The organism is Vibrio frigidus, assembly GCF_042465995.1.
GTDB lineage: Bacteria > Pseudomonadota > Gammaproteobacteria > Enterobacterales > Vibrionaceae > Vibrio.
Genome location: NZ_JBCDMC010000004.1, coordinates 165,359 through 187,325 on the forward strand (window position 1 = coordinate 165,359; position 21,967 = coordinate 187,325).

A 21,967-nucleotide genomic window follows, 5' to 3' on the forward strand; every position below is an offset into this window, starting at 1 on the left:
TCCATTTGAGACATGACCATCGTTGCGTCGATAAATTATATATACTTAGTAATACGTGTAGTTTACCTGAAATACAGAAGAAACGTATAAAGGGAGAGGTAATTCACGTTATAAACCGTATGTGTGTTCATTGGTCTTTTATCCTTGTCTTTCAAGCTATAACAACGGCTTATTAAGCCAACATTGAAACTGATAAGTCTGATGTACGTAAGCCGAGTGTATGGTTCAAAAAAAATAATAAATTGAGTATTAGTACCCGAGCTTTGATTGCTAAATATAACAAGTTTTAAGAAGTGCCTTCGTTAGGCGGAATATCGCATCTAACGGCTTCTTTATGGTGATGGGTTGTTTCTCCGGTTCCGCAACAGATGACATTAAGGATCGACTACAATGTTTTTTGACAGATTTGAATGCCGTATTGGCAGCGTTATAGTTGCTGGCGATAAAAATGGGCTGACACATCTTTGCATAGATAACGGAAGTAAAGATCTTTCAATTCCATCAGATTGGCAGCATAACCCGGATAACTTTGATGATGTACGACGACAATTGAACGAATATCTTAGCGGTATTCGTTGTCATTTCGATCTTAAACTATCGCCTCAAGGAACCGAGTTTCAAAAAAAGGTATGGCAAGCTCTAACAACCATTCCGTATGCTCAGACAGAAAGCTATAAAGATGTTGCAGAAAAGACAGGTAATGGAAAAGCGAGCCGAGCCGTCGGCATGGCGAATAATAAAAACCCATTGCCGATTATCATCCCTTGCCACCGAGTTATCGGTAGTAATCGCAAGCTGATGGGATACGCCTTAGGGTTAGATATTAAGATCAGGCTGATTGATTTGGAGCAGATAAATACGGTATTTCAGCGATTAGCCGAACATTACGGTGAGTTTTCTTGGTGGCATTCAGACAATCCTTACGAGGTAATGGTGGGGGCCATTCTGACTCAGAATACCAACTGGAAAAATGTAGAAAAAGCATTAACTAATCTAGAAGGTCAACTCTGTCCTAAAAAGATATTGGCGATGTCGGAAAGTTCACTTGCAGAATTAATTAAGCCTAGCGGTTACTACAACCAGAAAGCAACCAAACTTATAGCAATGACGAAATGGTATCAGCACTATCAATTCGACATCCAAAAGGTACGCAGACAAGACAAACAAAATTTGAGAGATGAACTTCTAGCGATAAAAGGCATTGGTGGCGAAACCGCAGACTCTATTCTGGTCTATGCCATTGGAAAATCATCTTTTGTTATCGATGCTTATACCCGTCGAATATTTTCTAGAGTAGGGCTTAACGTTCCAAAAGATTATGATGAGTTTAAAGCTAAGATAGAAAATGCGATAACAGATGACGGCTCGAAGTACGCCTACTTTCATGGCCTCATGGTTGAACACGCCAAGGCCTTTTGCCTCAAATCAAAAGCTAGATGTCTTAGCTGTCCAATAAAAAATATCTGTCAATCGACAACGCTACATACTAACTAAGAAATAGCGAGGTCCCATATGACAAAAACGACTGGTTCAGATCAATGAGTCGATTACGAGGCAACACGGAAAATTATTCTGCTGCATAGAGAGATGACAATGAAAAAGAGAGGCAGTAGATATCACCTCTCTTCGATGAGACCTATGATTTGGGATTTCTCATAGCACCTCGATGAGATTGAAATTCATCTGCGTCAATAAATGCATTATCATTAGAGTCGATACGCTCAAACATATCATCACTGTTGAATGAATTTTTTAAGAGACGACCTTCAGATTTACGCTGCTCTTGCCTTGTTTTCTGAAAGTAATCGAACTCTTCCTCAGATATTAGTCCGTCTTGATTTGTATCAAAATCAGAAAATACAGGCATCTGGGACATACCCATTCCTCCATTTCCTCTTCCGATAGCATCAACTGACAGAGAAATAGTGAGACAACCTAGTAATATCGATAGAAAATAGCGATTCATGGTTTTCTCCTTTGTCAACTTCTCAACCAAATTATACACCCAATTAACCACTATAAATGTAAGGTTATGTAAAGATTATATCGATTGGTATAGTTAGCTTTTTTAAGGGAAAGGGCTATACGAATTCCTTCAAAGTATCTGCCCTGATAGAAGTTCTGCCTATTTCAGGGTGTGACCTTCACGTAAGTCATTACGAAATGGTACACATTGATGGGTTCCTTACATTTGCAGAGATCGGTTATCTAACCTAAGTTAAATATGAGCCTTTGTTAATATGTAAGGATATAGAGAGGTACGTCTATGTTTTACTGAAACGCTCTAAACTGCTGATGAAATCCCTTAAGGTGAATTTAATTGTGCAGTTTTTGGAAATAACACATGCAAGTAACTGATTAAAAGGAATTATAATGAATAATAAGTATAAAAAAATTGTTATAGCAACTGCAGTGGCGTCTTCATTAGTTGGCATAACAGGATGTGTAGGTAGTAATGCAGTAACCGCAAGTGTAATGAAATTTAATGTGGAAGTTGTGGACAATCGATATGCTCGAGGGGGGTTGAATATATTAATGGCGCCTGTTTATGGTATATCAGTAGCTGTCGATTACTTAATATTTAATTCACTTGAGTTTTGGACAGGAAAAAACCCACTCAATGGAAGCCCGCATATATTTGATTCAAAAGTAGATACAGATTTCAAAATAAATGATGATCTGGACTCTTCATTGACGGATGCTCCAGTAGAACCACTGACTAATTTACGGTTTATTGATACAGGTGTAATGAAACAAGTGGACGATAATACATTAGAGATGAAGATCACATACAACAATGGTGATGTGTCAATGCTAACTGGCGTAAGACGTGGGCAATCAATTACGTACTATATTGACGGTGTAATCGTTAGCGAAACATCTATGACACAATTGAGAGAATTTGTAGATTCTTAAATTGGACGATTGTGCACAATCATTAGTGTAAACAGGGAGAAATGCCAGTTGACACTAGTGGTGATGCATTGCTTTTCTCATCAGTCATTCACCATGGCGCTTTCTTATCTGTGATATTTACAAACAGGTTAATCTAGGTGAGTCATCTAACAACCAAGATATCCAGCGCCTTCGCGAATTTAATATAAACTGTTCAGTAGGTTCTAGACCACTAATGATATAACCATCTATAGGCCCAGCTCCCATTGCTGCTTTAATTATCCAGTCTTCGCTATGAATACGTTGCCCACTCATAAGAGCATCGCTTAGCTCCTGGTTAATGATAGCAATCGTTAGCCCTTGTACCGAGTGAACGCCCAATCGAGTATCAGTAAATCCGCCAATCGCTATTGGTACTGTAATTGAGCAATGGCGATTTTGTGCATCGACACTTGTATATTTTCCTTCTCCAACCCGTCCTTTCATCCAAAGTAGTTGGCCTTCGGTCATATTCTTGACAGTTAGTATTCCCATTGTTCCTTCTGGTAAGTTTCTTATTTCGGTTGCCTGAGCGATAGCGAATGCACTTATTAAGGTAAGTAAAGTAGCAAGTGATTTCATTCTGTCCTCCTTCCATTGCAATAAGCTGACGTGCTTTTCTGGCTTAATAAGTAGATCAGCCAGAAAGGGCCGATAGCAGGGATAATAAACACCCAACTCCACCAACCAGAACGCCCGATATCGTGTAAGCGCCGAAGTATTATCGCCAACATAGGAATCAAACTAACGATGCTATAAGACACATCTAACCAGCCTGAATTTTTCAGCCAAATGTCTACCGATATAAATACTAAAGTCACACAACAATGAGCCAACATGAACATCCAGAATTCTTGTCTGGACGAGCAACCTGAGAAATCAAAATAGTGCCTCCAAGCATTTAGATAAAACGCAATTAAGTTAAATACCATTCGTCCACCTTTCTTAATATCGCTGAATGACATTATCTTGGTGCAGATGGAGTCTAAAAACGTCCTTAAACAGGTTTAAGGACGTACTGAAACCAGTATTTGTTACAGAATGCTTTAGTGTGCGGATTCAAACGGATATGCTGTTGATAGGTTATTGTTGAATCTACTTTGCTTAATCAGGACTATTTATGTTGGCGATTCCCGTTCCTTTTGTTGTTTCTATGATGCTTACTTTACTTGCTGTGCTTTTGTATGTGCGGATTGGGAAGCAAGCGAAAACGGTGTGCCTTTTTTTAGCTCTGTGTGCATCTACAACAACAATGGTTGGATTGCGATGGACATTTGATGTGGCTGCATTTAATTACGCTCAACCAATATTAGCCTCTCTTATTCCTGTTTTTGCTTGGTACACTTTTACCCGTGCGAGCTCCGGTTTTAATGCCATTTCATATGTGCACTTATTGGGACCAACACTGGTGATCGTTAGTGTCATAACTCAACCGGTTTTGGGTTTACCTCTCGATGGTTTTCTTTCTGGTACGTACCTGTTTTATGGCATAACGTTGGTTCGGTACTCTTTTCAAGATACATCGCTGATTAACGTTACGTTGAGTAATTGGGAAGGTGTAAAAAGAGCGGAGAAAGTCGCTGGTTGGATGTTATTGTTTTCGGCCCTGATCGATATGTTGTTATCTCTGGATTTTTCTGTCAACCAAGGTCGATATTCACAATATATTTTGACGGTTGGTCACCTAATATTGTTGCCCGTGTTGTCGTTTGCTGTGGTGATTGTTGGCGTTAATACGCCTTTAACTGAAACAACATCGAAACTCAGCGGTATAGACGATAAAAAAACATATCCTCCACTAATTTCAGATGACAGGATTAATGAAATAGTAGAGTTATTAGACAAAAAAATTCGAGATAAGGCCATCTACCTAGACCCAGATTTAACCCTCTCAAAGTTGTCTAGGAAGCTGGGTATTCCGGCTAAACAGATTTCAATCGCAGTGAATATGGTTCATAGAAAGAACATATCGAAATTGATTAATGAATATAGAATTGAGCATGCAAAACAAGAGCTTACCTATACTGGTAATACGATTACTCAGGTGTTTATGAATTCAGGGTTTCAAACTAAATCAAATTTTAACCGAGAGTTTTTTCGGGTAACAAAGATGACGCCAAGTGAGTATCGAAAAATAGATACGTGATAGTTATAAGCAAAAACGTCTATGTTTGGTTGATATGACCTTATATGTCTAATGAATAGGTTATGAGGATAAAAATGCAGTTAGTTTCAGAGCGTCTCGAGATGGTTCAGATAACGAAAAAGGATGGAGATCTATTCCATCTATTACACACTAAACCAGCGGTCATTAGCTTATGTTTTGATCCGCCAAGCTTACAAGAAATCAAAGCCAAATTTGAGTCTCGATTACTTGATTGGGACATAGACTCTGAAAACTGGTTATGTTTAGTGATCAGAGAAAAGTCTTCAGGTAGTAGAATTGGTATTACGGGGTTTCAATTGATAGAAGGTGTCGCTGAAGTCGGTTACCTGCTTTTGCCTGAGTTTCACGGAAAAGGTTATGGAACCGAGTCTTTAAGTTCATTGATTCATTGGGCTTCTAACTCTCTCGATATTCGTCGGTATCAAGCTATTGTAACTAAAGGGAATACTGGTTCAGAAAGGGTGTTAATAAAGTGTGGTTTTTCACTTACTAGAATTGATCCCGCAGCATATAGCATTGGAAATAAGCGATATGATGATTATATATATTCATTCGCTGTAAGGTAGTACGTTCAAATTTTCTTCTTTAACTACACTAACCTTTAAAAAATTTCATGTTATTGATGCTAAATTGCCCATAATGAATGGTGAATATGTGTGATGTACGTCACATATAAATAATGAATAATAGCGTTATCGAGTGAGAGGGGCCGTTACCCCAACAAGTAGTCACTCATTTTTAACAGACACTTTAAGGGTAAATCAGATGAAAAAATTAACAGTTCTAGCCGCAACTCTATTCGTTAGCGCAACCGCCTTTGCAGGTACTCAAACGGTTTATAGCGAAGCAAATCTATCAACAGCCGGTTTCGCTTCTAAAGCCGCCGCGTATGAGGCGGGTTTTGATTACGTAGATGCGTTGGAAGCGGCGAGTCATACCGAATTGCGCTTCAAATTGGCACCCATTGGAGAAAATACCGTCTCTAATCTTAAGTTGGACGACACGGTTGTGACGATTGAAGAGTTCTCTGAAGCTCGCGGTGAAATCTCTTACCGCGCGATCGTAAATGTTGATTATCATTTCGACACCCGCGATAACAACAACGACTGATATCCTTTTGTTTTAGAATTTGAAAAGCCAACAGGTCTCGATCTGTTGGCTTTTTTAGTTGTCCATCACTATACATTTGTTGGTAGTGGTCGACCAAATTCTTAGAAGTGTGTTGATGGGGTATTCATCAGTTTGTGTAAAGTCTTCTTATTGACTAATATATAATTTGTATAAATTAGATGTATATTGTTGGAGTGTAATCTTCTAGTGTTTCTTAGGCATAGGGGTAGGGCATGGGGAAAGACAATAAGTTACTAGAAACACCAACAAGTATTCGAATCAAAAAACGAGCACGCGATGAGTTTTTGATTGGTAGTTTTATTGTCATATTTCTAATTTTTTTGTCCTCTTCGTCAAATACTGAGTTAGTAGAATCGTTTTATAATTTCACACGAGACTATGAAGAGTGGGAACTTGATGAAATCATATTCGGTGTTTTATGGGTTGCTATTGTTTCGATTATTTATGGTGCAAGGCGATTATTGGACATCCGAACACTTAATCAGGATATTACTCGTAGCGCGTACTATGACGCCTTAACCGAACTGCCTAATCGAAATTTGGCAATGTACTATCTTGAGCAACAACTGGCTAAAGCGAGTTGCTTTTCGCATAGTGTTGCTGTGATCTTCTTAGACTTTGATAATTTTAAAGGCATCAATGATAGATATGGTCATGATGCTGGTGACCAATTGATAATGTTGGTTAGTCAAAAACTGAATCAGTATAGTAAAGGCGATGAGATTGTTGCCCGACTAGGTGGTGATGAGTTTTTGATTGTTGCTAAAATTTCCGGGAAGGATTCGGATTTAGTGTCTTTGGTTGAACGCATTCAGCGGTGTCAAGATGATGTTTTTCTATTAGGAAATAACGCAGTAAGTACGAATTTTAGTATAGGTGTTGCCATCTATCCTCAAGACGGTGATTCTTCTCAAAGTTTGCTTGGCGCAGCAGATATAGCAATGTATGAGGCCAAACGCATTGGGACTGGCAACGTTTGTTTTTATACGAAAAATCTAGGCGAAAAAATTACTGAACGGAATAAGTTATCTTTAAGCCTTAAGCATGCATTAAAGAATGATGAATTATATATGGCTTACCAGCCCATTTATAATGAGTTTAGTGTAATACAAGGTTATGAGGCATTGATGCGCTGGAAGTTAGATGGCCAGATGGTGAACCCTGAAGTGATTATTGAGTTAGGGGAAGAGACTGGATTGAGCCATATTATTTCGCGATGGGTAATGAAAACAACATTTAAAGAAAGTAAAACCTTGCTTAAAAACCTTCAATTTTTAGCTATTAACGTATCCGCCAAGCAGTTTCTTGAGCCAGAGTTCGTCACAAGCGTCGAGGCATTAACCAAAAAATACGACTTTGACCCAGCAAACCTAGAGCTTGAGATTACCGAAAGTTCGATAATAACAAACTTTGAAGGGTCGACTCGTAAAATTAAACAACTAAGAGAGTCCGGTATCAAAATTATGATTGATGATTTTGGTATTGGCTACTCGTCGTTATATCGCTTAAAACATTTACACGTTGATAGGTTGAAAATCGATCGTTCTTTCTTAGTCGATGCGCTAAGAGATAAGAAAAGTAATGGAATATATAGGACAATTATCAAGTTAGCTCGAATTCTTGATTTTGACGTTGTGGCTGAAGGTGTTGAGACAAAGGAGCAAGCTGAATTTCTACGTGAATTCGGAACGTTATATATGCAAGGTGACTACTTTCAAAAACCAGCTAGAGCAATAGAGTCTCACAGCCCTGAGTTAACGAGTGTTGAGTAAAAGCCAATCGATGATAGATATGTTCCCAGATAACAACAACGACAACTATCACGCTTTTTATGAGCAATAACTAGAGTTAAAAATAGTTAACAATAAGTTTATTTTATGAGTGTGTGCTAGATACCAGTCTGAGAAAGGTTTTTGGAAGTATAGAGAGTCCGTAACCGTATTCAGAAGGCCTGATTCGGAGGCAATTATTTGGAAACAATTCTGCACAAAAGCCGAAGGCGAGTTTGTCGCTGAGATTGTGTTAATACACAAAAACGGTCGATTCCTCGTTGATCACGCTATGGTGTTTTAATCGAACGTCTAGAAACTATGCCAATAAGTTAGTTTTGGGGCATAAATGCATATTGGGATTATATTTCCGATTTAGGCAGTGATTCTGAACCAAAGACGATATCACCTTGTAATATTGTCATTAGGATTTCTGTCTTCGCGATATCATTGACCGGTAAACGGGTAATATCTTTCTCTAAAACGACTAAGTCGGCTGATTTTCCAACGGCTATCGAACCGGTAATATCATTGATCCCTAAACTTTTGGCCGCATTAATTGTGTAGGCATTTATCGCGGAATACACGTTCGGCAAGCCCGTACTATCCATTTTTAGGCTATTTGCAATGCCAACTAATGGGTTGATTTCATTTACATTCCAATCACTACTTAACGTAACATTAGCACCTGTATTGAATATGGCTTTTGGGTTCATCAATGAATGTGTCCGTTTAACTCCTATGAAGGCTTCGGCCCATTGGTGGTCATGTAGTGCTACGTATTCAGAACCTACTTGGAAATCGGCGGTCACCTCGAGTTTTGCGAAACGAGGAACGTCTTTTGAGTTCACTAATTCGACATGCGTAAGCGTATATGGTTTTTTAGAACCTTGATTGCGAGCATGCTCGATGGCATTCAATGATTCACGAACCGCACCGTCACCAATGGCATGGATATGGGCGCTGTAACCAATGTTATTCAGTGCATCCAACCAAGTTTTCATTTGATGTGGTGGAATATAGTTGATGCCATAAGGATCGTCTGGAATATAGGTGTCTAAATATGGTGCTAACGTTTTCGCCGTGCCATTTATAATGATGCCATCGCTATACATTTTTACTTGGTCTACTAATAATAAACGCGAATTATCGTTCGATTGTATTTTCTTCAAAAATGCCAATTGGGGTGCCATCGAGTCGGTAGGGTAGATCCAAGGACGCAGAGAAACACGGGCGGTTAAGTCACCGTTTTTCTCGGCTTGTTGCCATACGTCATACCATCCGCGTTTCCAATAAAGCCGCCCATCACCTATGGTGGTAATGCCATGTGCTGAAGCTTCTTCAAGACCAATCATTAAACCTTGGTAGCTCTGGTCGAACCGATTCTCTAAGTTATTCCAAGCCATCTCCATGATGATATCGCCTGCGTTATCAAATAGAATGCCGTTTAGTTCACCGCTGTTTTTGTCTTTAAGAAACTTTCCGCCCTGGGGCTCGGGAGAATTTTTGGTGATACCCGCTAAATTGAGCGCTGCGGAGTTAACCCACATTGAGTGTGAGGTTTGCTCCATAAGTATGACAGGTTGTGTCGGGAAAATGCGATCAATTACTTCTAATGGCGTGCTATGACCGTCCTCATTCAAGATGGCCTCTAAAGAAAAGCCATACCCTATCAGCCAGCTATCCGATTCGAATTTTTTACATGCGGTTAGATAGGGGATCTGTTCTTCAAGTGATGCATCCATGCCTAGTTCGCAATTACCGCCGACTTCTGAAGCCGCCTCAAATACATGGTTGTGATTATCAATAAAACCCGGTAATACATAGGCTTGTTCAAGATCGAGAATGGTCGTGTTTTTATTACGATATGCATCCGTTGATTGTTTTTGACCGACAAAAGCAATGTTACCATCGCGAATGACGATCGTATTGGCATTCTCGTGACCGTAAATTATTGCATTTGTTAAGATTATATCAGAGCGTGTTAAAGCCAGTGCATGAGAACTGATTAGTAGGCTCGTGATTATTGTTAGAGGATAAACTCGACTCATTTTTTATTCCTTTTTTGCTCCATAATCATTGCTAGCAATCGCTCTTCTCAAGTGCGGATATTCCAACCATAAGATGATGAGCTATTGCGGTAACTCAACGGCCTCAATATCAACATCGCCATTCGTCATATCTACTACCGCTTGGTAAATATTATCTGGATCACCATAATGTTTAAAAGTGAAATGGTAAACGTTGGCAGGTGTCCATAGCTCTTTTGCTTCTGAAGGCATAATGCCGTAGCCATCTTGCTGATAAAGTTCTGTCGCCATTACGTTAGCGATAGCCGATTGCCTATTTGCGTTTCTGTTCACGGTTGGTTCGAGTGAAGGGTTGCTAGGGTAGGATTCGCCGTTGTAGCTCATTAAGCGATGAGCGCCATTGCTCCATACTATAAAGTCTTGCCAACCGTTGCGATAACTGTCTGCCAAAACGACAGGGGTTTTCACCACAGTCATTCGGTTGATGACGTTGCCCTCATTATCGAACATGACAGCGGTACAACCACCGCTGCCACAGAAATAGAGATCTTGCATTAAGACGATATGTTCGGCGATGCCATCGCCATTCAGATCGGCGCTACCTGTTAAGTAACCTACTTTATCTTGTGCTAAGGAAAGCCCTTCGGGTGCCAAAATATTAGCGTCTACCCAAGTGGCGATCGTGTTTGCGCTGGTGCTAACAGTTGGACTGGAAGATGAGGTGCTTTTAGGTATATTCTCGGAAGTTGAGCAGCCGACTAAAGTGAGTGAACTGAGAAGAAAAAGTCCACCTAGTGTGCGATTATTCATTTTATCTTACTCTGCTGTATTTATTTGTTGTCTATTAGTATACGCACTACCGGAAGCGATGATGTAATAAAATGATTAAAATCAGTAAAGTGCCTGTCATTTTAAATTCAAATAAACTTGTTTTTCTTCATTATAAATTGACTAGATGAAGGTTGTTATTTGCAATAAATATCATCGCGATAAATACTGAGTATGTATTTGGCAAAGTGTGTTCATATCGATAGTTACGTTGTTACTTGTATAGAGAGTGAAAAGAATGAAAAAAATACCCCCAATAAACGTTGAGCTCGTTCCAGTAAATATGTCGAAATCAATTTATCCGGAACCGTTTGCCGATAGAGTAAAGGATCGTACTAAGCGAAAGTTAGGTGACTTTTTTCAGTTAGAAAACTTTGGTGTGAATTATACGGTTTTAGCGCCAAATTCGATGTCTGCACTAAAGCATCACCACATAATGCAGGATGAGTTTATCTATGTCATTGCGGGCAACCCAACGCTCATTTATGGTGAAGATGAAATTCAAATGAACCCTGGCGACTGTATGGGTTTTAAAGCCAATAGTGGTGTCGGGCATCAACTAGTGAACAATACGTCAGAGGATGTCATATTTATCGAAGTTGGTGATAGAAGCCCTAACGAAAGCGTTACGTATCCGGACGATGATTTAGCGTTAACTCAAGAAATAAATGGGTCTTGGTCTGTCCTACATAAGGATGGCTCTACTTATTAATACATGAAAAGTAAGTGTTTATCACTTCACCTTACTTAGGCAGTAATAAACCATACCCCCTGTGTTTACGCCTATTAATGGGTTATGAACTAGTGATGATTGTGTTTCTCATCTTTGCGAAGTGTAAGTACTTCATATCCAGATGTTGTAACCAATATAGTATGTTCTGATTGAGCTGATAATTTTCTGTCCCGTGTAATGACGGTCCAACCATCTTTTTTTGTTTTGATTTTTGCAGTACCTTGGTTAATCATCGGCTCTATCGTAAACACCATCCCTTCTTCTAGCTTAAGACCTTTTCCTCGTGATCCGTAATGAAGCACGTGTGGCTCTTCATGCATTTCTCGACCAATACCGTGGCCGCAGTATTCTTTTACGATACTGTAGCCATAGCTCTCAGCGTGTTTCTGGATTGCATGACCTATATCTCCAAGTCTAGCGCCAGGTTTGACTTGTTTAATTCCAGCCCACATAGCGTCATACGTGACGTCAACCAACTTTTTAGCCAAAGGTGAGGCTTCTGACATGACATACATTTTGCTAGAGTCAGCAATAAACCCTTCTTTTTCCAAAGTAATATCTAGGTTAATAATGTCTTTGATTTTTAATAATTGATTTGTGTTGGGTACACCATGACACACGACTTCATTAATCGACGAGTTTAAAACATACTGATAGTCATATTGACCTTTGCTTGCTGGTCTAGCGTTCAGCTCATTAACAATAAAGTGTTCAACTTTGTTGTTAATATCCATGGTTGATACGCCCGGTTTTACATATGAGTCCAACATATGAAAGACCTGCGCAAGTAATTTCCCAGCATTGCGCATCAGTTCAATTTCAGAAGCAGATTTTATATTGACGCTCTTATTCATTGGTACTTCCTTCTACTACCGTTATTTTCGCTGCCGATACATCGGCTGACTTCATAAGATCTGCGACTATTTGATTGAATGACAGTTGTGGATGAAGCTCGGCTAACATACCAATTTTTATCCAGAATTCAGCTTGTGAATTGATAGAGCGTGACATAACAGAACTTGCTTTTCTTATCTCTTCATGAAGTTCTTCGGAAATTTTCACAATACCCATTTTATATATGTTCCATACATGTTTCGTATGCGCATTGTATTTGCAGAGAGTGAATAGTCAAGATAAATAATTTGGAAATCATCGTTGTTATTTGATGTCGCTCAATCTGAAAAAATTCTTAGCTTTTAAATGGCTCAACGGTATTCCGAAATTAAAATGGCTGACGTGCCTTCTTGAAGCGCTTCAAAAACGTGTGGCAAGTCTCCGGGGTAGCAAATATAGTCTCCTTCGTTGAGCTCGTAAGGTTCTGATATTAAACCAAGATTGGCTCGTCCCTTGGTGATGATTACGTGTTCTATCACTCCAGAGTTGTGAGGCTTAGAGTGAACAGGTTCTCCTGGGCTAACTTCGATCCAGTAGATATCACGGCGGCTATTAGGTGGACATGCAGCCAGCAGAGTCGCTTGATAGTCTTTGCGTTCAGTAAGTACAGATACTCCCTCACCTTGGCGAATGATATTGGTCTTTGGTTTTGGTGTCTCGATTAGACGCGAGAAGGGAATATCCAGTACCACACAGATGGACCATAACGTTTCGATACTTGGATTACCGACCCCATTTTCTAACTGCGATAAGGTTGACTTGGCGATATTTGCACGTCGGGCAACTTCGGCGATGCTGAGATTTGAACGCCGTCTTTCAGCATTCAATGTTGTGGCGATTTGTGCGATAGGTGGTTTATTTTTGGTCATGATGAATGGACGTCTTTTCTATGAATAACTTGTTCATTATATAATACGATCGATTTTTTTGACAAACTAAAAATGATCGTTCAATATAAAAACCAATCGTTCAATATATTATTTAGTTGTCGGCGATATGGAAGGCAAATCTTGGTTTAAGAACCCTTCGGAATTACATCAATAGCACTAAGGGAGACAGAACTTGGATTACTTGATATCTGTTGTATTATTTGCAATTTCATCCTCTGTAACACCAGGTCCAAATAACATCATGGTGATGACGTCTGGGCTTAACTTTGGTATACGCAGAAGTATGCCATTGCTTATAGGGATTTGTGTCGGTTTTACGGCGATGTTATTGTTGGTCGGGCTAGGTTTTGGTCAGTTATTTACATTATTCCCTCAATTAAGTTTGATCATTAAAGTTGTTGGTACCGCCTACTTGCTTTATTTGGCGTGGTTGATTGCTAGGTCCAGTAACGTAGGGGTAACTAACCAGCAAGTTAAGCCGATAGGGTTCATAAAAGGTGCTTTGTTTCAATGGGTGAATGCTAAAGCTTGGGTCGTATCCATTGGGGCTATATCAGCATTTACCACAATTGGAGAAAGCTTTTTCTCACAGAATATGACGATAGCAACCACCTTTTTTATTGTTTCTTTCCCTTGTGTTGGTATCTGGTTGATGTTTGGGTCCATATTACGTCAATTCTTAGATAATGCTGCTTACTTACGTTGGTTTAACATCACGATGTCGCTTCTGTTGGTGGGATCGGTGTTGCCTGTCGTCAAAGATATTTGGTATCAGTTTTAAATTGGTAACGAAAACACTAGAATCTTTTTGTGCAAAAATGTTCATCGTATAAGGAAAGAAAAATGGTGGTACTTAGGGAAATGCGCCAAGAGGAATACCCGGTATATTGCGAGTATTTCATTGACGATTATAGTCAAGAAATTGCGCTCAATTATGGTCATTCGATGGATGTCTCCATTGAACTAGCCAAAAAAGATTTAAATAAAAACTTCCCCACAGGGTTAGATAATAATAATCAATCATTGCTATGTATTGATGCCGATATTAACGGAACGCCATGCTTAGTTGGGTATCTATGGCACTCAATCAATACTGCGGATGGATCGACCTTTATTTACGATTTTTTCATTGCTGATGAGTACAGAGGCAAAGGACTTGGTAAGCAAGCAATGTCAGCGTTAGAAAGACAATTACATTCTGTTGGTATTAAGCAGATAAAGCTAAGAGTGGCATATCAAAACAAGCGCGCTCTAAAACTGTATCAGGACGTTGGTTTCGTAATAACGGGTATTAACATGTCCAAAGATGTTGGTGATGAATAGCCTCAATATCTACACGTATACGGCCGAAGCTGAAGTCCCAAATGGGATCGCTGTGTTTTTTTACATCGGCGCTCTCTTGATTCAAGGCATTGATGTCGAGACTAAACCTTGATATCAATGATAAGCGCGATCTTATGGACATTAAGGTTGCGTTGCTTTCTGAGCAAAATTAGCCAACGCTTTTTCGATTTTCATAACGTTATCTTTGCATTCTGAAATGTTATGGCGTGTAGCGAGGTATTTTGGATCGTTATAGGTAAGCCAAACGACATTGTTTTCGTCTTGACTAATGAGCGCTTTTTGAGGCAAGTCAATCGCAATGCTTTGTTTGCAGGCGATTAAAGGGGAACCTACCTTTGGGTTACCAAAAATAAGAAGTTGAGTAGGGCGAATGGTGACGCCAATTTTCATAGCTGCATCAGAATGGCGTATACGTGAGAAAACAGTCATTCCTTTTGCTGTCAAAGCGTTTTCCAATCGATCCGTCGTGGTATTAACATCGAATGTGCTCTTGACACTTATTAATCCATTTTCTGCATAAGCGGTTGATGTTATGCAAAAAATCACTATTAATCCCAGAGTCTTAAGTGTCATGGTATTGATCCTTACGTAGTTGAGGTTGAGGTGTAGCACGTCATAAAAGCGTAGTTTTTACATTCACTATTTGCAAATTGAATCATGAGATATGGTCTTAATTGAATCTTCGGTTAATATTCACCTGATAGTAAAATTCCCTGTAATATCTCGATTTTAATAGTTGTCTGAGTGGTGAGGTTGATTGGACATTAAATATGAGCAGCGTGTGCGGCTCTTATTTAATGTGGCGGTTTTTACTCGGTTATTGAACGCCACAGAACGACGTTACCGTTACTGAGGATTGCCTTTATCGATAATGGTTCTACCTCAACGCCATTCTTTTTAAATAGATTGTTTGAGAAATTTGCAACTATTTTACTACCATCATCAAAGCTGGTCTGTTGGATATGTCCCCTCTTATCAAGCCAATTAAAGTCGATTAATTTTTTGTCCCAAAGCTGTTCGTGAATGGGTTGAAAACCATCCTGATAGTGCTTTAAGGCTTGAACCCGTGAGCTTTGATTCGACGACGCCTCGTCTCTAGTGAGATGGACCATTGACGGTGTATTGTAAAGCATGGCCGTTAGGTCTCTATAAGCTTTTACGTCGGTAAACTTGAGACTGTCGGTATGCCAGTGATGGCTGTTAATCACTTCATCGTGGAATACCGTTTGATATAGCGGAACTCTATACTGAGGAGAAAAGAGCAGAGATTTGTACGGTTCTTTCACCTTTGCTGGTTTGAAGAAAAAATCGGGCTTGTGATCTGGATACCAACGGCCGAGGTAATATGGTGACTGCCGGTTTGACTTCATGTCCTTATCTGTCCAACCAAATCCAACAGACTCTAGCCCATGAGCAAATGCGATTCCTCGAGTTGTGAGGCTGTTACCATCTTCAGACCCAAGTACCAGTTGATCCTGTTTAGATATCCATTCCATTCTTTCGTTGAAAGCATCAAGCATGTCAGTCTCTGTACTTTTATCTCGATAGTCTTCTCTACTCATGGCTGTAGCATCAACATCAATAAATAAACTATTGAAATGACCATACTTTACTATATCAAGAACGCGTTTCTTTACGTAACCCAGATGACAGTTAGGATTTAGGTAATAACCATTTCCTCTGAACCCTTTTTTCTTACTTTTGTCGGCGAGCTCAATTGCACACTTATTGCGCATTGATTCGGGTAGGTTAGCGGTTAACCAACCATCATTTGTTCCGGCGGGAATGGCAGTATTGTATGAGTCGTAAGTCGCAACCAAGTATCCTGCGCGCTTAGCCATATCTACCACGTCAGGCTGATAAAAAGCGGGCATCCAGTTATCAAAACCCAACCATAATTTATCGAGACCTGCTTTTTTTAAGCTAGTGATCATATCTAATGACAAGGCTTGCCCCCAACTTTCGGAAGGTTTTAAAAAAGGTGAGGCGTTTTCTTCAAGCCAGCTTTTTCTGTTTTGAGCCGCCAGATACTGAGAAGCAATAGTATTATCCGACAGCGTAGGGTTAGGTACTTTATATTTAATGCTTAAAGAAGTGCTAATCGAATCGAGTAATAGCTGTTTATGATACTGGCTGAACCAGTCCTTACCTTTAGACAAGGGTTGAAGTTCTTTTTTTGCTTCTTTTGGTAGAGAGAGTTTGGTTTGTTGGAGGTACCAGCCTTTTAGGCCCCACCAGTCAATCACATCCTCAGTACTGATAAGATCCTTGCCGAATAGGTAGACTTGACTTGCACCTATTAGTTTTCTTACGTTTGGATTACGTTGGACTTTTTGGGAGAGTGGATCAGAAATGTTATTTTCAACTCTCCACTGACGATAGCTTTTTGCGCCGTCAAGCCAGTTATCTCCAATTGTAATACGCACTGTAAATGGTTGTAGCTGATTTAAAACAGTAAAGCGATGCGCTGCATACATGTCCACTTTAGATTTTGAATTTAAGAAGTTAAGTTGATTGTTCGTCGCTTCAATTAGTTGGTAACTGATATATGCATTTTCTTGTTGTGCGGTCCAAAAAGGCATTTTTAGATCTTGAGTGGTATTAGCACCAGAATAATTAGTCATTAAGTAGCTGGCCCAAACTTCATCTTTCACAGGAACGCGCATCCCCTCACTGAAAGGAAGAAATAACGTATCTGTACGCTCTTCATCTAGATTGAACCACTCTAAAACAACAGGCTGATTTCGTTTGATTTTCATATCAGACGAGGCAGCAAAGCTGACGGTGAGCGCATTCTTTTGTAACGTTGCATTGACGGATATTTTACTGGGGCTCAGCAACCAACTTGCATTAGTAACAGAATTAACCTTAAGATCAGTGAGTGTTTGATCTTGGTTATTCACTCTGAGAGAGGGTGAATTAACCATCAGATTATTCCACTTAATTTCAAAGCTTTGAGGAGAAATGGTGACATGATTATTAGGGGAGTTTAACTTTACGACCGTTGCATGTGTTGCTGTTGAAAGCAAGGTTAGCGATATGGCGAAGAGGAAACTCTGATTAGACTTTGTACTTTTATTAAGCATTTTTAGACTCCATGAATAACGTTTTCAGCTATTACATCTAATTTCTGCTCATGGTTTGTCACCTATTTGTATCCATTATTGTTTGGCTTCATTTTCTGGGGAGAATGGAATTGCAACTCTTTGAATATAATTAATTTTAGTACCATTCTGATATTCTGTTAACTCAACAGCGGCGCTCAGATGTTTTGCCTTGTACGAGTATGGACTTTCCTTTGGCACCGAAAGGTTACTATTTTGAATTGGTACTCTGTTTCCTAGCATGTTGTATTGTTCATCAAACCATTGCCAACTTGCGTTTACCTCTGGGCAGCCTATTACGTTTCTTGGTGGTGTGATCAGTATACTTGGAGAATGAAGTTTGTGTTCCAGCTTAAGCCAGCGCTTGTTATTGTCCATAGAAGCGATAATTGGATAGCTGTTTTGACCAATCTCTAATTGATACACTCCAGACGGTGGTTTAAGAAGCATTTCTTCAGTTTCAATTTCTTGATACTGGGCGTGTGCGATGAGCTTTCCACTGAGTAGCCTTTTGCCGCTAGGAGACACCAGAGCAATATCTTGATCGGAGGTGTTTCTCCTTGAAGATATCTTGAGTTGATAGCCTTGTGATGAGAGGCCAAAACGGCGAATAAAACTAACCTGAATGTTCGAAATAGAATTGAAGTCATTTGATAGGTCTTGGCCACATTCAGTTTGGCTAAGGACCTCTTGTTTTACTGGGACCCAAAATTGACTGTCTAGCTGATTCTGATTCAGTGCAATTTTTAGCTCCTGCCATGCCAATATTGGTTGCTGGTCAATAAGTGCCTGATAGGTACGCTGTAATGGAGTATCTGTGAACCAAGCGGCTTGAGATACGCTAGGAAAAGCGATGGCAATAATAAAAAAGAGTGGTCTGATGTTCAATTTTTTTCCTCAATTAAGCGATAACCTACACCCCGATGTGTTTCTATTTTCAATAGAGGCAATTTCTGACGCAGGCGCAACACGTGATTGTCCACCGTGCGTGTACTTGGGAATGCTTGATAACCCCATATTTTGTTTAGTAGTTCATCTCGGTGAAAAACACGGCCCTGATTCTGTACAAACAGAACCAGTAGCTTAAACTCCTTTGGTTTTAGCGCTACTAGCGTGTCTTCTGAGAGAGCTTGGCGTTCAGCCATATGAATCTTGATCTTAGAGTAATGGAGATTGCAAATGCCGAGAGGGCGGAGCTGAGTGACTACTCGTGCTAGTAGCTCTTCGTTAGAGAAAGGTTTAGTCATATAATCTTTAGCGCCAGCCATCAGACCTTCGATTCGTTGGTTAACATCAACTTTGGCAGTCAGTACAATAACGGGAAGTGCTTTTAGTAAAAGCCAGTGGGGGAGATGCTGTAAGCTGTCGCCATCATCCAACTGACGATCTAGGATAACGAGATCAGCTTTAAACCATAACGATTCAGCAGAAGAGGTGCTTTGTGCCCAAAGGCATTGGTATCCTTTTGTCTGAAAGAAAACAATTAAGCCTTGTCCCAATAACGCATCATCTTCAATCAGCAGAATTGTGTTCATATGGAAGCTCCAGAATACATCGAGTAGGGTTGCGTAAAATGATCAATTTCCCATCTGCTTTTTTCATAAGATGCTCTACGATACTCAATCCAATGCCCATATTGGTATCATTGTTCTTTGGTTTTAAGCGAGAGATAAACTGATGTAGTGGAGATGGGAATTCCCCACAGTCTATTACTTCAATGATTAATTTATCCGTCAGTTTTGCTCTGACAGTAATATCGCCTTCACCATGCTGCTTAGCATTCTTAATTAGGTTATCGAGACAAATTGATAGCCAGTAATAGGGCTGATTAAGTTCAATATCTTGATCAAGTTCATAAGTCACACGATGTTTTGTACATATATAGCTGAGCCACTCTTCTAGCGATGCTCTTTGTTTTAACAAAGGTTGTGACTTATCCGAACTTAAATAGATTTTGCTGTTTTCAGTCAACTGAGACAGCCTCTGATAGTCGGATATTAAGCGCCATACCGCACTTTGAACTTCCTTAGAAAGATTATCATACTCGTCTCGGAACATTTCGACTGTGAGTCCAATACTGGTGATTGGCGTTCGGAGTTCGTGCGTAAGCAACTGTAAAATGAATTTCTTCTCTTCTCCCTGTTTACGCTTTAAGTACCTCCCTCTAACTAAAACTGTGATTAATATCATCAATAAGGTTGCTATCAGAGTACGTAATATTGTTTGGTATTCAGTTCGCTCATTAATACATAGGTTACTGTATCGAAGTACGCAACTATCACCCTGAAGAGTGATGTTCATTCTGCCCGCTATAGGTAACCAATTTGAGGATGTAATTGCCTTCCATCCTTGTTCTCCACTAAGCCACAATGTGTCTCCTTCCTGCCATGCGCGGTAACCATCGAGCAGAGCCTGTCGCCCTTCCGATGACAAGTTTGAAAGCGTTGGATAGAGCGGATGTTGTGGGTTCGCTATAGTCAGATAGTCTTTGATTTTATTGTATTCCGATGGGAACCTTTCGAGATAACGATCAGCAAAACTTCCTCCGGCGACATGCAATAAGGAGTGTGTGGAAAACCAGCCATAATCCAGAGTCTTTCCGTTGCACAGCGCCAGTTCAAACGCTATCGCATCGGACAAGTTTGTGTTTTCCGTCTCATAAGCCTGACAGTTTCGCTTTATTGAAGACAGTAATGCGATGTCTTGCCAACGGAATTGTTTGAAATTTGGATAGCGTGAGCTGTCGATTAATAGCTTGATAGGGTACTGACTTAACGCTTGTTGCGAGACAGTGAGCGGAGAAGTGTGCCAGCTTTGTTGATATAGGGATTGCCATTTACTCTCTAAATTTTTGGCGTAGACCACTGCGGGAAACAACAATATAAAACAGAGGGCGAAGGTGAATCGGCGCATCTAATTGTTCTCGTAGAAGGTAGTCAGGCACATTCTAGAGGTTTTTCGTGAAGATTTGTAACCTATATGTCAACAAATTAAGAGCGGTTTAGAGAATTCTGATAGCTTATTTAATCGACACATTGTGTTATCCAATAAAAATACAGACCGTATTTATATTATACTTTCAGTATAGATTAAACGCGCATTTTATTATTAACGAGGCTAAATAGAAACCACGAGTGTAGGTAAAGGCACATAGATAGATTCAGCAATGTTTGAGAGCAGAAAATCATAGGTGTTGAAGATGATAAGCGATGCCTCTGTCGACATTTTATAAAGTTGTTCTTGAGTGAATTCGAGTTCCTTTGATTCGGATATGTCTTCTAGCTGTCTGCAAAGTAGTGAACAGGCAGGTGAAGCAACGGCTAAAGGATTAATAAGTGCGAGTTGATTGAGTCGACTGACCATTAATTTAGCGTGAGGTTTTAGCTTTACAATGCCGTCGTCTGTATTTACATCTTGAATTGCTACTCTTAATTGAGTCAATGATTCCAAGCTATCATTTATCTGATGCCAGCTCAGGTTATATTCATCTACTAAGTCAACGCGTTGAGACTCGACTAGCCACGCAAGAATGACCTCGTCAATCAAAAATACGCAGTGCCGAATTCCTCTCCCGTGATTCATCTGATTCTGACTGATCGTCATATGTTCCCATTCATCAATCAATTGGGTTATCTTTGAACTCAATATTCGATAGAGGGGTTTATTGTCGAAATGGGCTTTGCTAATTAGTGCCTTTATTGTGGACGACATGCCTTTTTCTAGCAGAAGAACTTCATTGCTTTTGGGGGTACCGTAGTAGAGTAGATAATGACTAACACTTCGATGTTGCCGATATAACGTTATGAGGTTTCTCAAATCAGTGATGAGCTCATATTTTTGTTGGTAACTTGATTTACGCTTTGAAGATATATATAGCATGACTAAACAGATAAAAAGCGATAATAAAACAGCGATGAATACAAACATAAAAGCCCCCTCTAATTTGTTTTGGCTCTTAAGTAGTAAGCAGGGATAGTGCCATATGTAAAATACTTTAAATTCAATTTGTTACGAACTATTACTCTGAGTTTTGTGTGTAAAATGGTGCGAGCCGCACCGGGATGGTGAGGCTAAATAGAATAAAAGAGAGTAATAGAGGGAGGACACGCTTCAATTTGAATGTGTCATTGCTGTTATTGTCAT

23 protein-coding genes are annotated in these 21,967 nt (G+C 39.7%); 9 read left to right on the forward strand and 14 right to left on the reverse strand.

What is annotated here, in order from left to right:
• Nucleotides 1-390 precede the first annotated feature (390 nt).
• Complete coding sequence (locus AACW90_RS08435) at nucleotides 391-1,494, forward strand: methylated-DNA--[protein]-cysteine S-methyltransferase (protein ID WP_390233152.1); 1,104 nt, start codon at nucleotides 391-393, stop codon at nucleotides 1,492-1,494.
• 142 nt (nucleotides 1,495-1,636) lie between these two features.
• Here AACW90_RS08435 and AACW90_RS08440 read toward each other — a convergent pair whose 3' ends face one another.
• Nucleotides 1,637-1,966: an EF-hand domain-containing protein gene (locus AACW90_RS08440; protein WP_195702701.1), complete on the reverse strand. Its 330-nt coding sequence runs from the start codon at nucleotides 1,964-1,966 to the stop codon at nucleotides 1,637-1,639.
• Nucleotides 1,967-2,373: 407 nt separating this feature from the next.
• Here AACW90_RS08440 and AACW90_RS08445 point away from each other — a divergent pair, with 407 nt between their 5' ends.
• Nucleotides 2,374-2,916, forward strand: a complete 543-nt coding sequence (locus tag AACW90_RS08445) for a DUF3332 family protein (protein WP_390233154.1) — start codon at nucleotides 2,374-2,376, stop codon at nucleotides 2,914-2,916.
• A gap of 117 nt (nucleotides 2,917-3,033) precedes the next feature.
• Here AACW90_RS08445 and AACW90_RS08450 read toward each other — a convergent pair whose 3' ends face one another.
• Nucleotides 3,034-3,516 (reverse strand): hypothetical protein, encoded by a 483-nt coding sequence (locus AACW90_RS08450; RefSeq protein ID WP_390233156.1) that lies wholly within the window; start codon nucleotides 3,514-3,516, stop codon nucleotides 3,034-3,036.
• Nucleotides 3,513-3,866, reverse strand: a complete 354-nt coding sequence (locus tag AACW90_RS08455; protein WP_390233158.1) for a DUF805 domain-containing protein — start codon at nucleotides 3,864-3,866, stop codon at nucleotides 3,513-3,515. Before AACW90_RS08455 ends, AACW90_RS08450 begins: the two co-directional genes overlap by 4 nt.
• Before the next feature lie 188 nt (nucleotides 3,867-4,054).
• Between AACW90_RS08455 and AACW90_RS08460 the strand changes: the two genes are divergently transcribed.
• The 4 genes from AACW90_RS08460 (at nucleotide 4,055) to AACW90_RS08475 (ending at nucleotide 8,004) form a co-directional block, all read left to right on the forward strand.
• Nucleotides 4,055-5,080 carry a helix-turn-helix domain-containing protein gene (locus AACW90_RS08460; RefSeq protein ID WP_390233160.1) on the forward strand — a complete coding sequence of 342 codons (1,026 nt, stop codon included), beginning with the start codon at nucleotides 4,055-4,057 and terminating at the stop codon, nucleotides 5,078-5,080.
• Nucleotides 5,081-5,154: 74 nt separating this feature from the next.
• A complete protein-coding gene (locus AACW90_RS08465; RefSeq protein ID WP_390233162.1) occupies nucleotides 5,155-5,667 on the forward strand; it encodes a GNAT family N-acetyltransferase in 513 nt (170 codons plus the stop codon).
• A gap of 199 nt (nucleotides 5,668-5,866) precedes the next feature.
• Nucleotides 5,867-6,211 carry a DUF3316 domain-containing protein gene (locus AACW90_RS08470; RefSeq protein ID WP_390233164.1) on the forward strand — a complete coding sequence of 115 codons (345 nt, stop codon included), beginning with the start codon at nucleotides 5,867-5,869 and terminating at the stop codon, nucleotides 6,209-6,211.
• 233 nt (nucleotides 6,212-6,444) lie between these two features.
• Nucleotides 6,445-8,004, forward strand: a complete 1,560-nt coding sequence (locus tag AACW90_RS08475; RefSeq protein ID WP_390233166.1) for a putative bifunctional diguanylate cyclase/phosphodiesterase — start codon at nucleotides 6,445-6,447, stop codon at nucleotides 8,002-8,004.
• A gap of 359 nt (nucleotides 8,005-8,363) precedes the next feature.
• On the opposite strand, the gene AACW90_RS08480 is transcribed toward AACW90_RS08475, so the two are convergent.
• Both AACW90_RS08480 and AACW90_RS08485 read right to left on the reverse strand, forming a co-directional pair.
• On the reverse strand, nucleotides 8,364-10,052 hold the full coding sequence (locus AACW90_RS08480; RefSeq protein WP_390233167.1) for an amidohydrolase: 1,689 nt from the start codon (nucleotides 10,050-10,052) through the stop codon (nucleotides 8,364-8,366).
• Between the two features lie 81 nt (nucleotides 10,053-10,133).
• A complete protein-coding gene (locus AACW90_RS08485; RefSeq protein ID WP_390233169.1) occupies nucleotides 10,134-10,841 on the reverse strand; it encodes a COG3650 family protein in 708 nt (235 codons plus the stop codon).
• A 256-nt stretch (nucleotides 10,842-11,097) separates the two neighbouring features.
• On the opposite strand from AACW90_RS08485, the gene AACW90_RS08490 reads away from it, so the two are divergent.
• Nucleotides 11,098-11,571, forward strand: a complete 474-nt coding sequence (locus tag AACW90_RS08490; RefSeq protein ID WP_390233171.1) for a cupin domain-containing protein — start codon at nucleotides 11,098-11,100, stop codon at nucleotides 11,569-11,571.
• 89 nt (nucleotides 11,572-11,660) lie between these two features.
• Here the strand turns inward: AACW90_RS08490 and map are convergent, their stop codons facing one another.
• The 3 genes from map to AACW90_RS08505 form a co-directional block, all read right to left on the reverse strand.
• Entirely contained in the window at nucleotides 11,661-12,446 is a 786-nt protein-coding gene (gene map / locus AACW90_RS08495) for a type I methionyl aminopeptidase (protein WP_390233173.1), read from the reverse strand.
• Nucleotides 12,439-12,663 (reverse strand): ParD-like family protein, encoded by a 225-nt coding sequence (locus tag AACW90_RS08500; protein WP_390233175.1) that lies wholly within the window; start codon nucleotides 12,661-12,663, stop codon nucleotides 12,439-12,441. The genes map and AACW90_RS08500 overlap by 8 nt, the downstream gene beginning before the upstream one ends.
• Before the next feature lie 134 nt (nucleotides 12,664-12,797).
• The gene (locus AACW90_RS08505) at nucleotides 12,798-13,355 is read right to left on the reverse strand and encodes a helix-turn-helix domain-containing protein (protein ID WP_390233177.1); all 558 of its coding nucleotides are present in this window, start codon (nucleotides 13,353-13,355) and stop codon (nucleotides 12,798-12,800) included.
• A gap of 193 nt (nucleotides 13,356-13,548) precedes the next feature.
• Between AACW90_RS08505 and AACW90_RS08510 the strand changes: the two genes are divergently transcribed.
• Together AACW90_RS08510 and AACW90_RS08515 are read left to right on the forward strand one after the other, a co-directional pair.
• Nucleotides 13,549-14,157, forward strand: coding sequence for a LysE family translocator (locus AACW90_RS08510; RefSeq protein WP_390233179.1), 609 nt, complete (start codon nucleotides 13,549-13,551; stop codon nucleotides 14,155-14,157).
• A 62-nt stretch (nucleotides 14,158-14,219) separates the two neighbouring features.
• The gene (locus tag AACW90_RS08515; protein WP_390233181.1) at nucleotides 14,220-14,699 is read left to right on the forward strand and encodes a GNAT family N-acetyltransferase; all 480 of its coding nucleotides are present in this window, start codon (nucleotides 14,220-14,222) and stop codon (nucleotides 14,697-14,699) included.
• Between the two features lie 141 nt (nucleotides 14,700-14,840).
• On the opposite strand, the gene AACW90_RS08520 is transcribed toward AACW90_RS08515, so the two are convergent.
• The 6 genes from AACW90_RS08520 to AACW90_RS08545 all read right to left on the reverse strand — a co-directional run bounded on the left by AACW90_RS08520 (nucleotide 14,841) and on the right by AACW90_RS08545 (nucleotide 21,751).
• Nucleotides 14,841-15,293, reverse strand: a complete 453-nt coding sequence (locus tag AACW90_RS08520; protein WP_390233183.1) for a DUF302 domain-containing protein — start codon at nucleotides 15,291-15,293, stop codon at nucleotides 14,841-14,843.
• 236 nt (nucleotides 15,294-15,529) lie between these two features.
• Nucleotides 15,530-17,806, reverse strand: a complete 2,277-nt coding sequence (locus AACW90_RS08525) for a glycoside hydrolase (protein ID WP_390233185.1) — start codon at nucleotides 17,804-17,806, stop codon at nucleotides 15,530-15,532.
• A gap of 75 nt (nucleotides 17,807-17,881) precedes the next feature.
• Entirely contained in the window at nucleotides 17,882-18,712 is an 831-nt protein-coding gene (locus AACW90_RS08530; protein WP_390233187.1) for a DUF2861 family protein, read from the reverse strand.
• Entirely contained in the window at nucleotides 18,709-19,359 is a 651-nt protein-coding gene (locus tag AACW90_RS08535) for a response regulator transcription factor (RefSeq protein WP_390233189.1), read from the reverse strand. The genes AACW90_RS08530 and AACW90_RS08535 overlap by 4 nt, the downstream gene beginning before the upstream one ends.
• Nucleotides 19,337-20,737 carry an ATP-binding protein gene (locus AACW90_RS08540; protein ID WP_390233191.1) on the reverse strand — a complete coding sequence of 467 codons (1,401 nt, stop codon included), beginning with the start codon at nucleotides 20,735-20,737 and terminating at the stop codon, nucleotides 19,337-19,339. Before AACW90_RS08540 ends, AACW90_RS08535 begins: the two co-directional genes overlap by 23 nt.
• Before the next feature lie 204 nt (nucleotides 20,738-20,941).
• On the reverse strand, nucleotides 20,942-21,751 hold the full coding sequence (locus tag AACW90_RS08545) for a hypothetical protein (protein ID WP_390233193.1): 810 nt from the start codon (nucleotides 21,749-21,751) through the stop codon (nucleotides 20,942-20,944).
• Nucleotides 21,752-21,967: the final 216 nt, after the last annotated feature.

What these genes read in the sequence shown, in the direction of transcription:
- AACW90_RS08435 (WP_390233152.1), top strand. Translation starts at nt 391, where the DNA reads ATGTTTTTTGACAGATTTGAATGCCGTATTGGCAGCGTTATAGTTGCT.
- AACW90_RS08440 (WP_195702701.1), bottom strand. Translation starts at nt 1,966, where the DNA reads ATGAATCGCTATTTTCTATCGATATTACTAGGTTGTCTCACTATTTCT.
- AACW90_RS08445 (WP_390233154.1), top strand. Translation starts at nt 2,374, where the DNA reads ATGAATAATAAGTATAAAAAAATTGTTATAGCAACTGCAGTGGCGTCT.
- AACW90_RS08450 (WP_390233156.1), bottom strand. Translation starts at nt 3,516, where the DNA reads ATGAAATCACTTGCTACTTTACTTACCTTAATAAGTGCATTCGCTATC.
- AACW90_RS08455 (WP_390233158.1), bottom strand. Translation starts at nt 3,866, where the DNA reads ATGGTATTTAACTTAATTGCGTTTTATCTAAATGCTTGGAGGCACTAT.
- AACW90_RS08460 (WP_390233160.1), top strand. Translation starts at nt 4,055, where the DNA reads ATGTTGGCGATTCCCGTTCCTTTTGTTGTTTCTATGATGCTTACTTTA.
- AACW90_RS08465 (WP_390233162.1), top strand. Translation starts at nt 5,155, where the DNA reads ATGCAGTTAGTTTCAGAGCGTCTCGAGATGGTTCAGATAACGAAAAAG.
- AACW90_RS08470 (WP_390233164.1), top strand. Translation starts at nt 5,867, where the DNA reads ATGAAAAAATTAACAGTTCTAGCCGCAACTCTATTCGTTAGCGCAACC.
- AACW90_RS08475 (WP_390233166.1), top strand. Translation starts at nt 6,445, where the DNA reads ATGGGGAAAGACAATAAGTTACTAGAAACACCAACAAGTATTCGAATC.
- AACW90_RS08480 (WP_390233167.1), bottom strand. Translation starts at nt 10,052, where the DNA reads ATGAGTCGAGTTTATCCTCTAACAATAATCACGAGCCTACTAATCAGT.
- AACW90_RS08485 (WP_390233169.1), bottom strand. Translation starts at nt 10,841, where the DNA reads ATGAATAATCGCACACTAGGTGGACTTTTTCTTCTCAGTTCACTCACT.
- AACW90_RS08490 (WP_390233171.1), top strand. Translation starts at nt 11,098, where the DNA reads ATGAAAAAAATACCCCCAATAAACGTTGAGCTCGTTCCAGTAAATATG.
- map (WP_390233173.1), bottom strand. Translation starts at nt 12,446, where the DNA reads ATGAATAAGAGCGTCAATATAAAATCTGCTTCTGAAATTGAACTGATG.
- AACW90_RS08500 (WP_390233175.1), bottom strand. Translation starts at nt 12,663, where the DNA reads ATGGGTATTGTGAAAATTTCCGAAGAACTTCATGAAGAGATAAGAAAA.
- AACW90_RS08505 (WP_390233177.1), bottom strand. Translation starts at nt 13,355, where the DNA reads ATGACCAAAAATAAACCACCTATCGCACAAATCGCCACAACATTGAAT.
- AACW90_RS08515 (WP_390233181.1), top strand. Translation starts at nt 14,220, where the DNA reads ATGGTGGTACTTAGGGAAATGCGCCAAGAGGAATACCCGGTATATTGC.
- AACW90_RS08520 (WP_390233183.1), bottom strand. Translation starts at nt 15,293, where the DNA reads ATGACACTTAAGACTCTGGGATTAATAGTGATTTTTTGCATAACATCA.
- AACW90_RS08525 (WP_390233185.1), bottom strand. Translation starts at nt 17,806, where the DNA reads ATGCTTAATAAAAGTACAAAGTCTAATCAGAGTTTCCTCTTCGCCATA.
- AACW90_RS08535 (WP_390233189.1), bottom strand. Translation starts at nt 19,359, where the DNA reads ATGAACACAATTCTGCTGATTGAAGATGATGCGTTATTGGGACAAGGC.
- AACW90_RS08540 (WP_390233191.1), bottom strand. Translation starts at nt 20,737, where the DNA reads ATGCGCCGATTCACCTTCGCCCTCTGTTTTATATTGTTGTTTCCCGCA.
- AACW90_RS08545 (WP_390233193.1), bottom strand. Translation starts at nt 21,751, where the DNA reads ATGTTTGTATTCATCGCTGTTTTATTATCGCTTTTTATCTGTTTAGTC.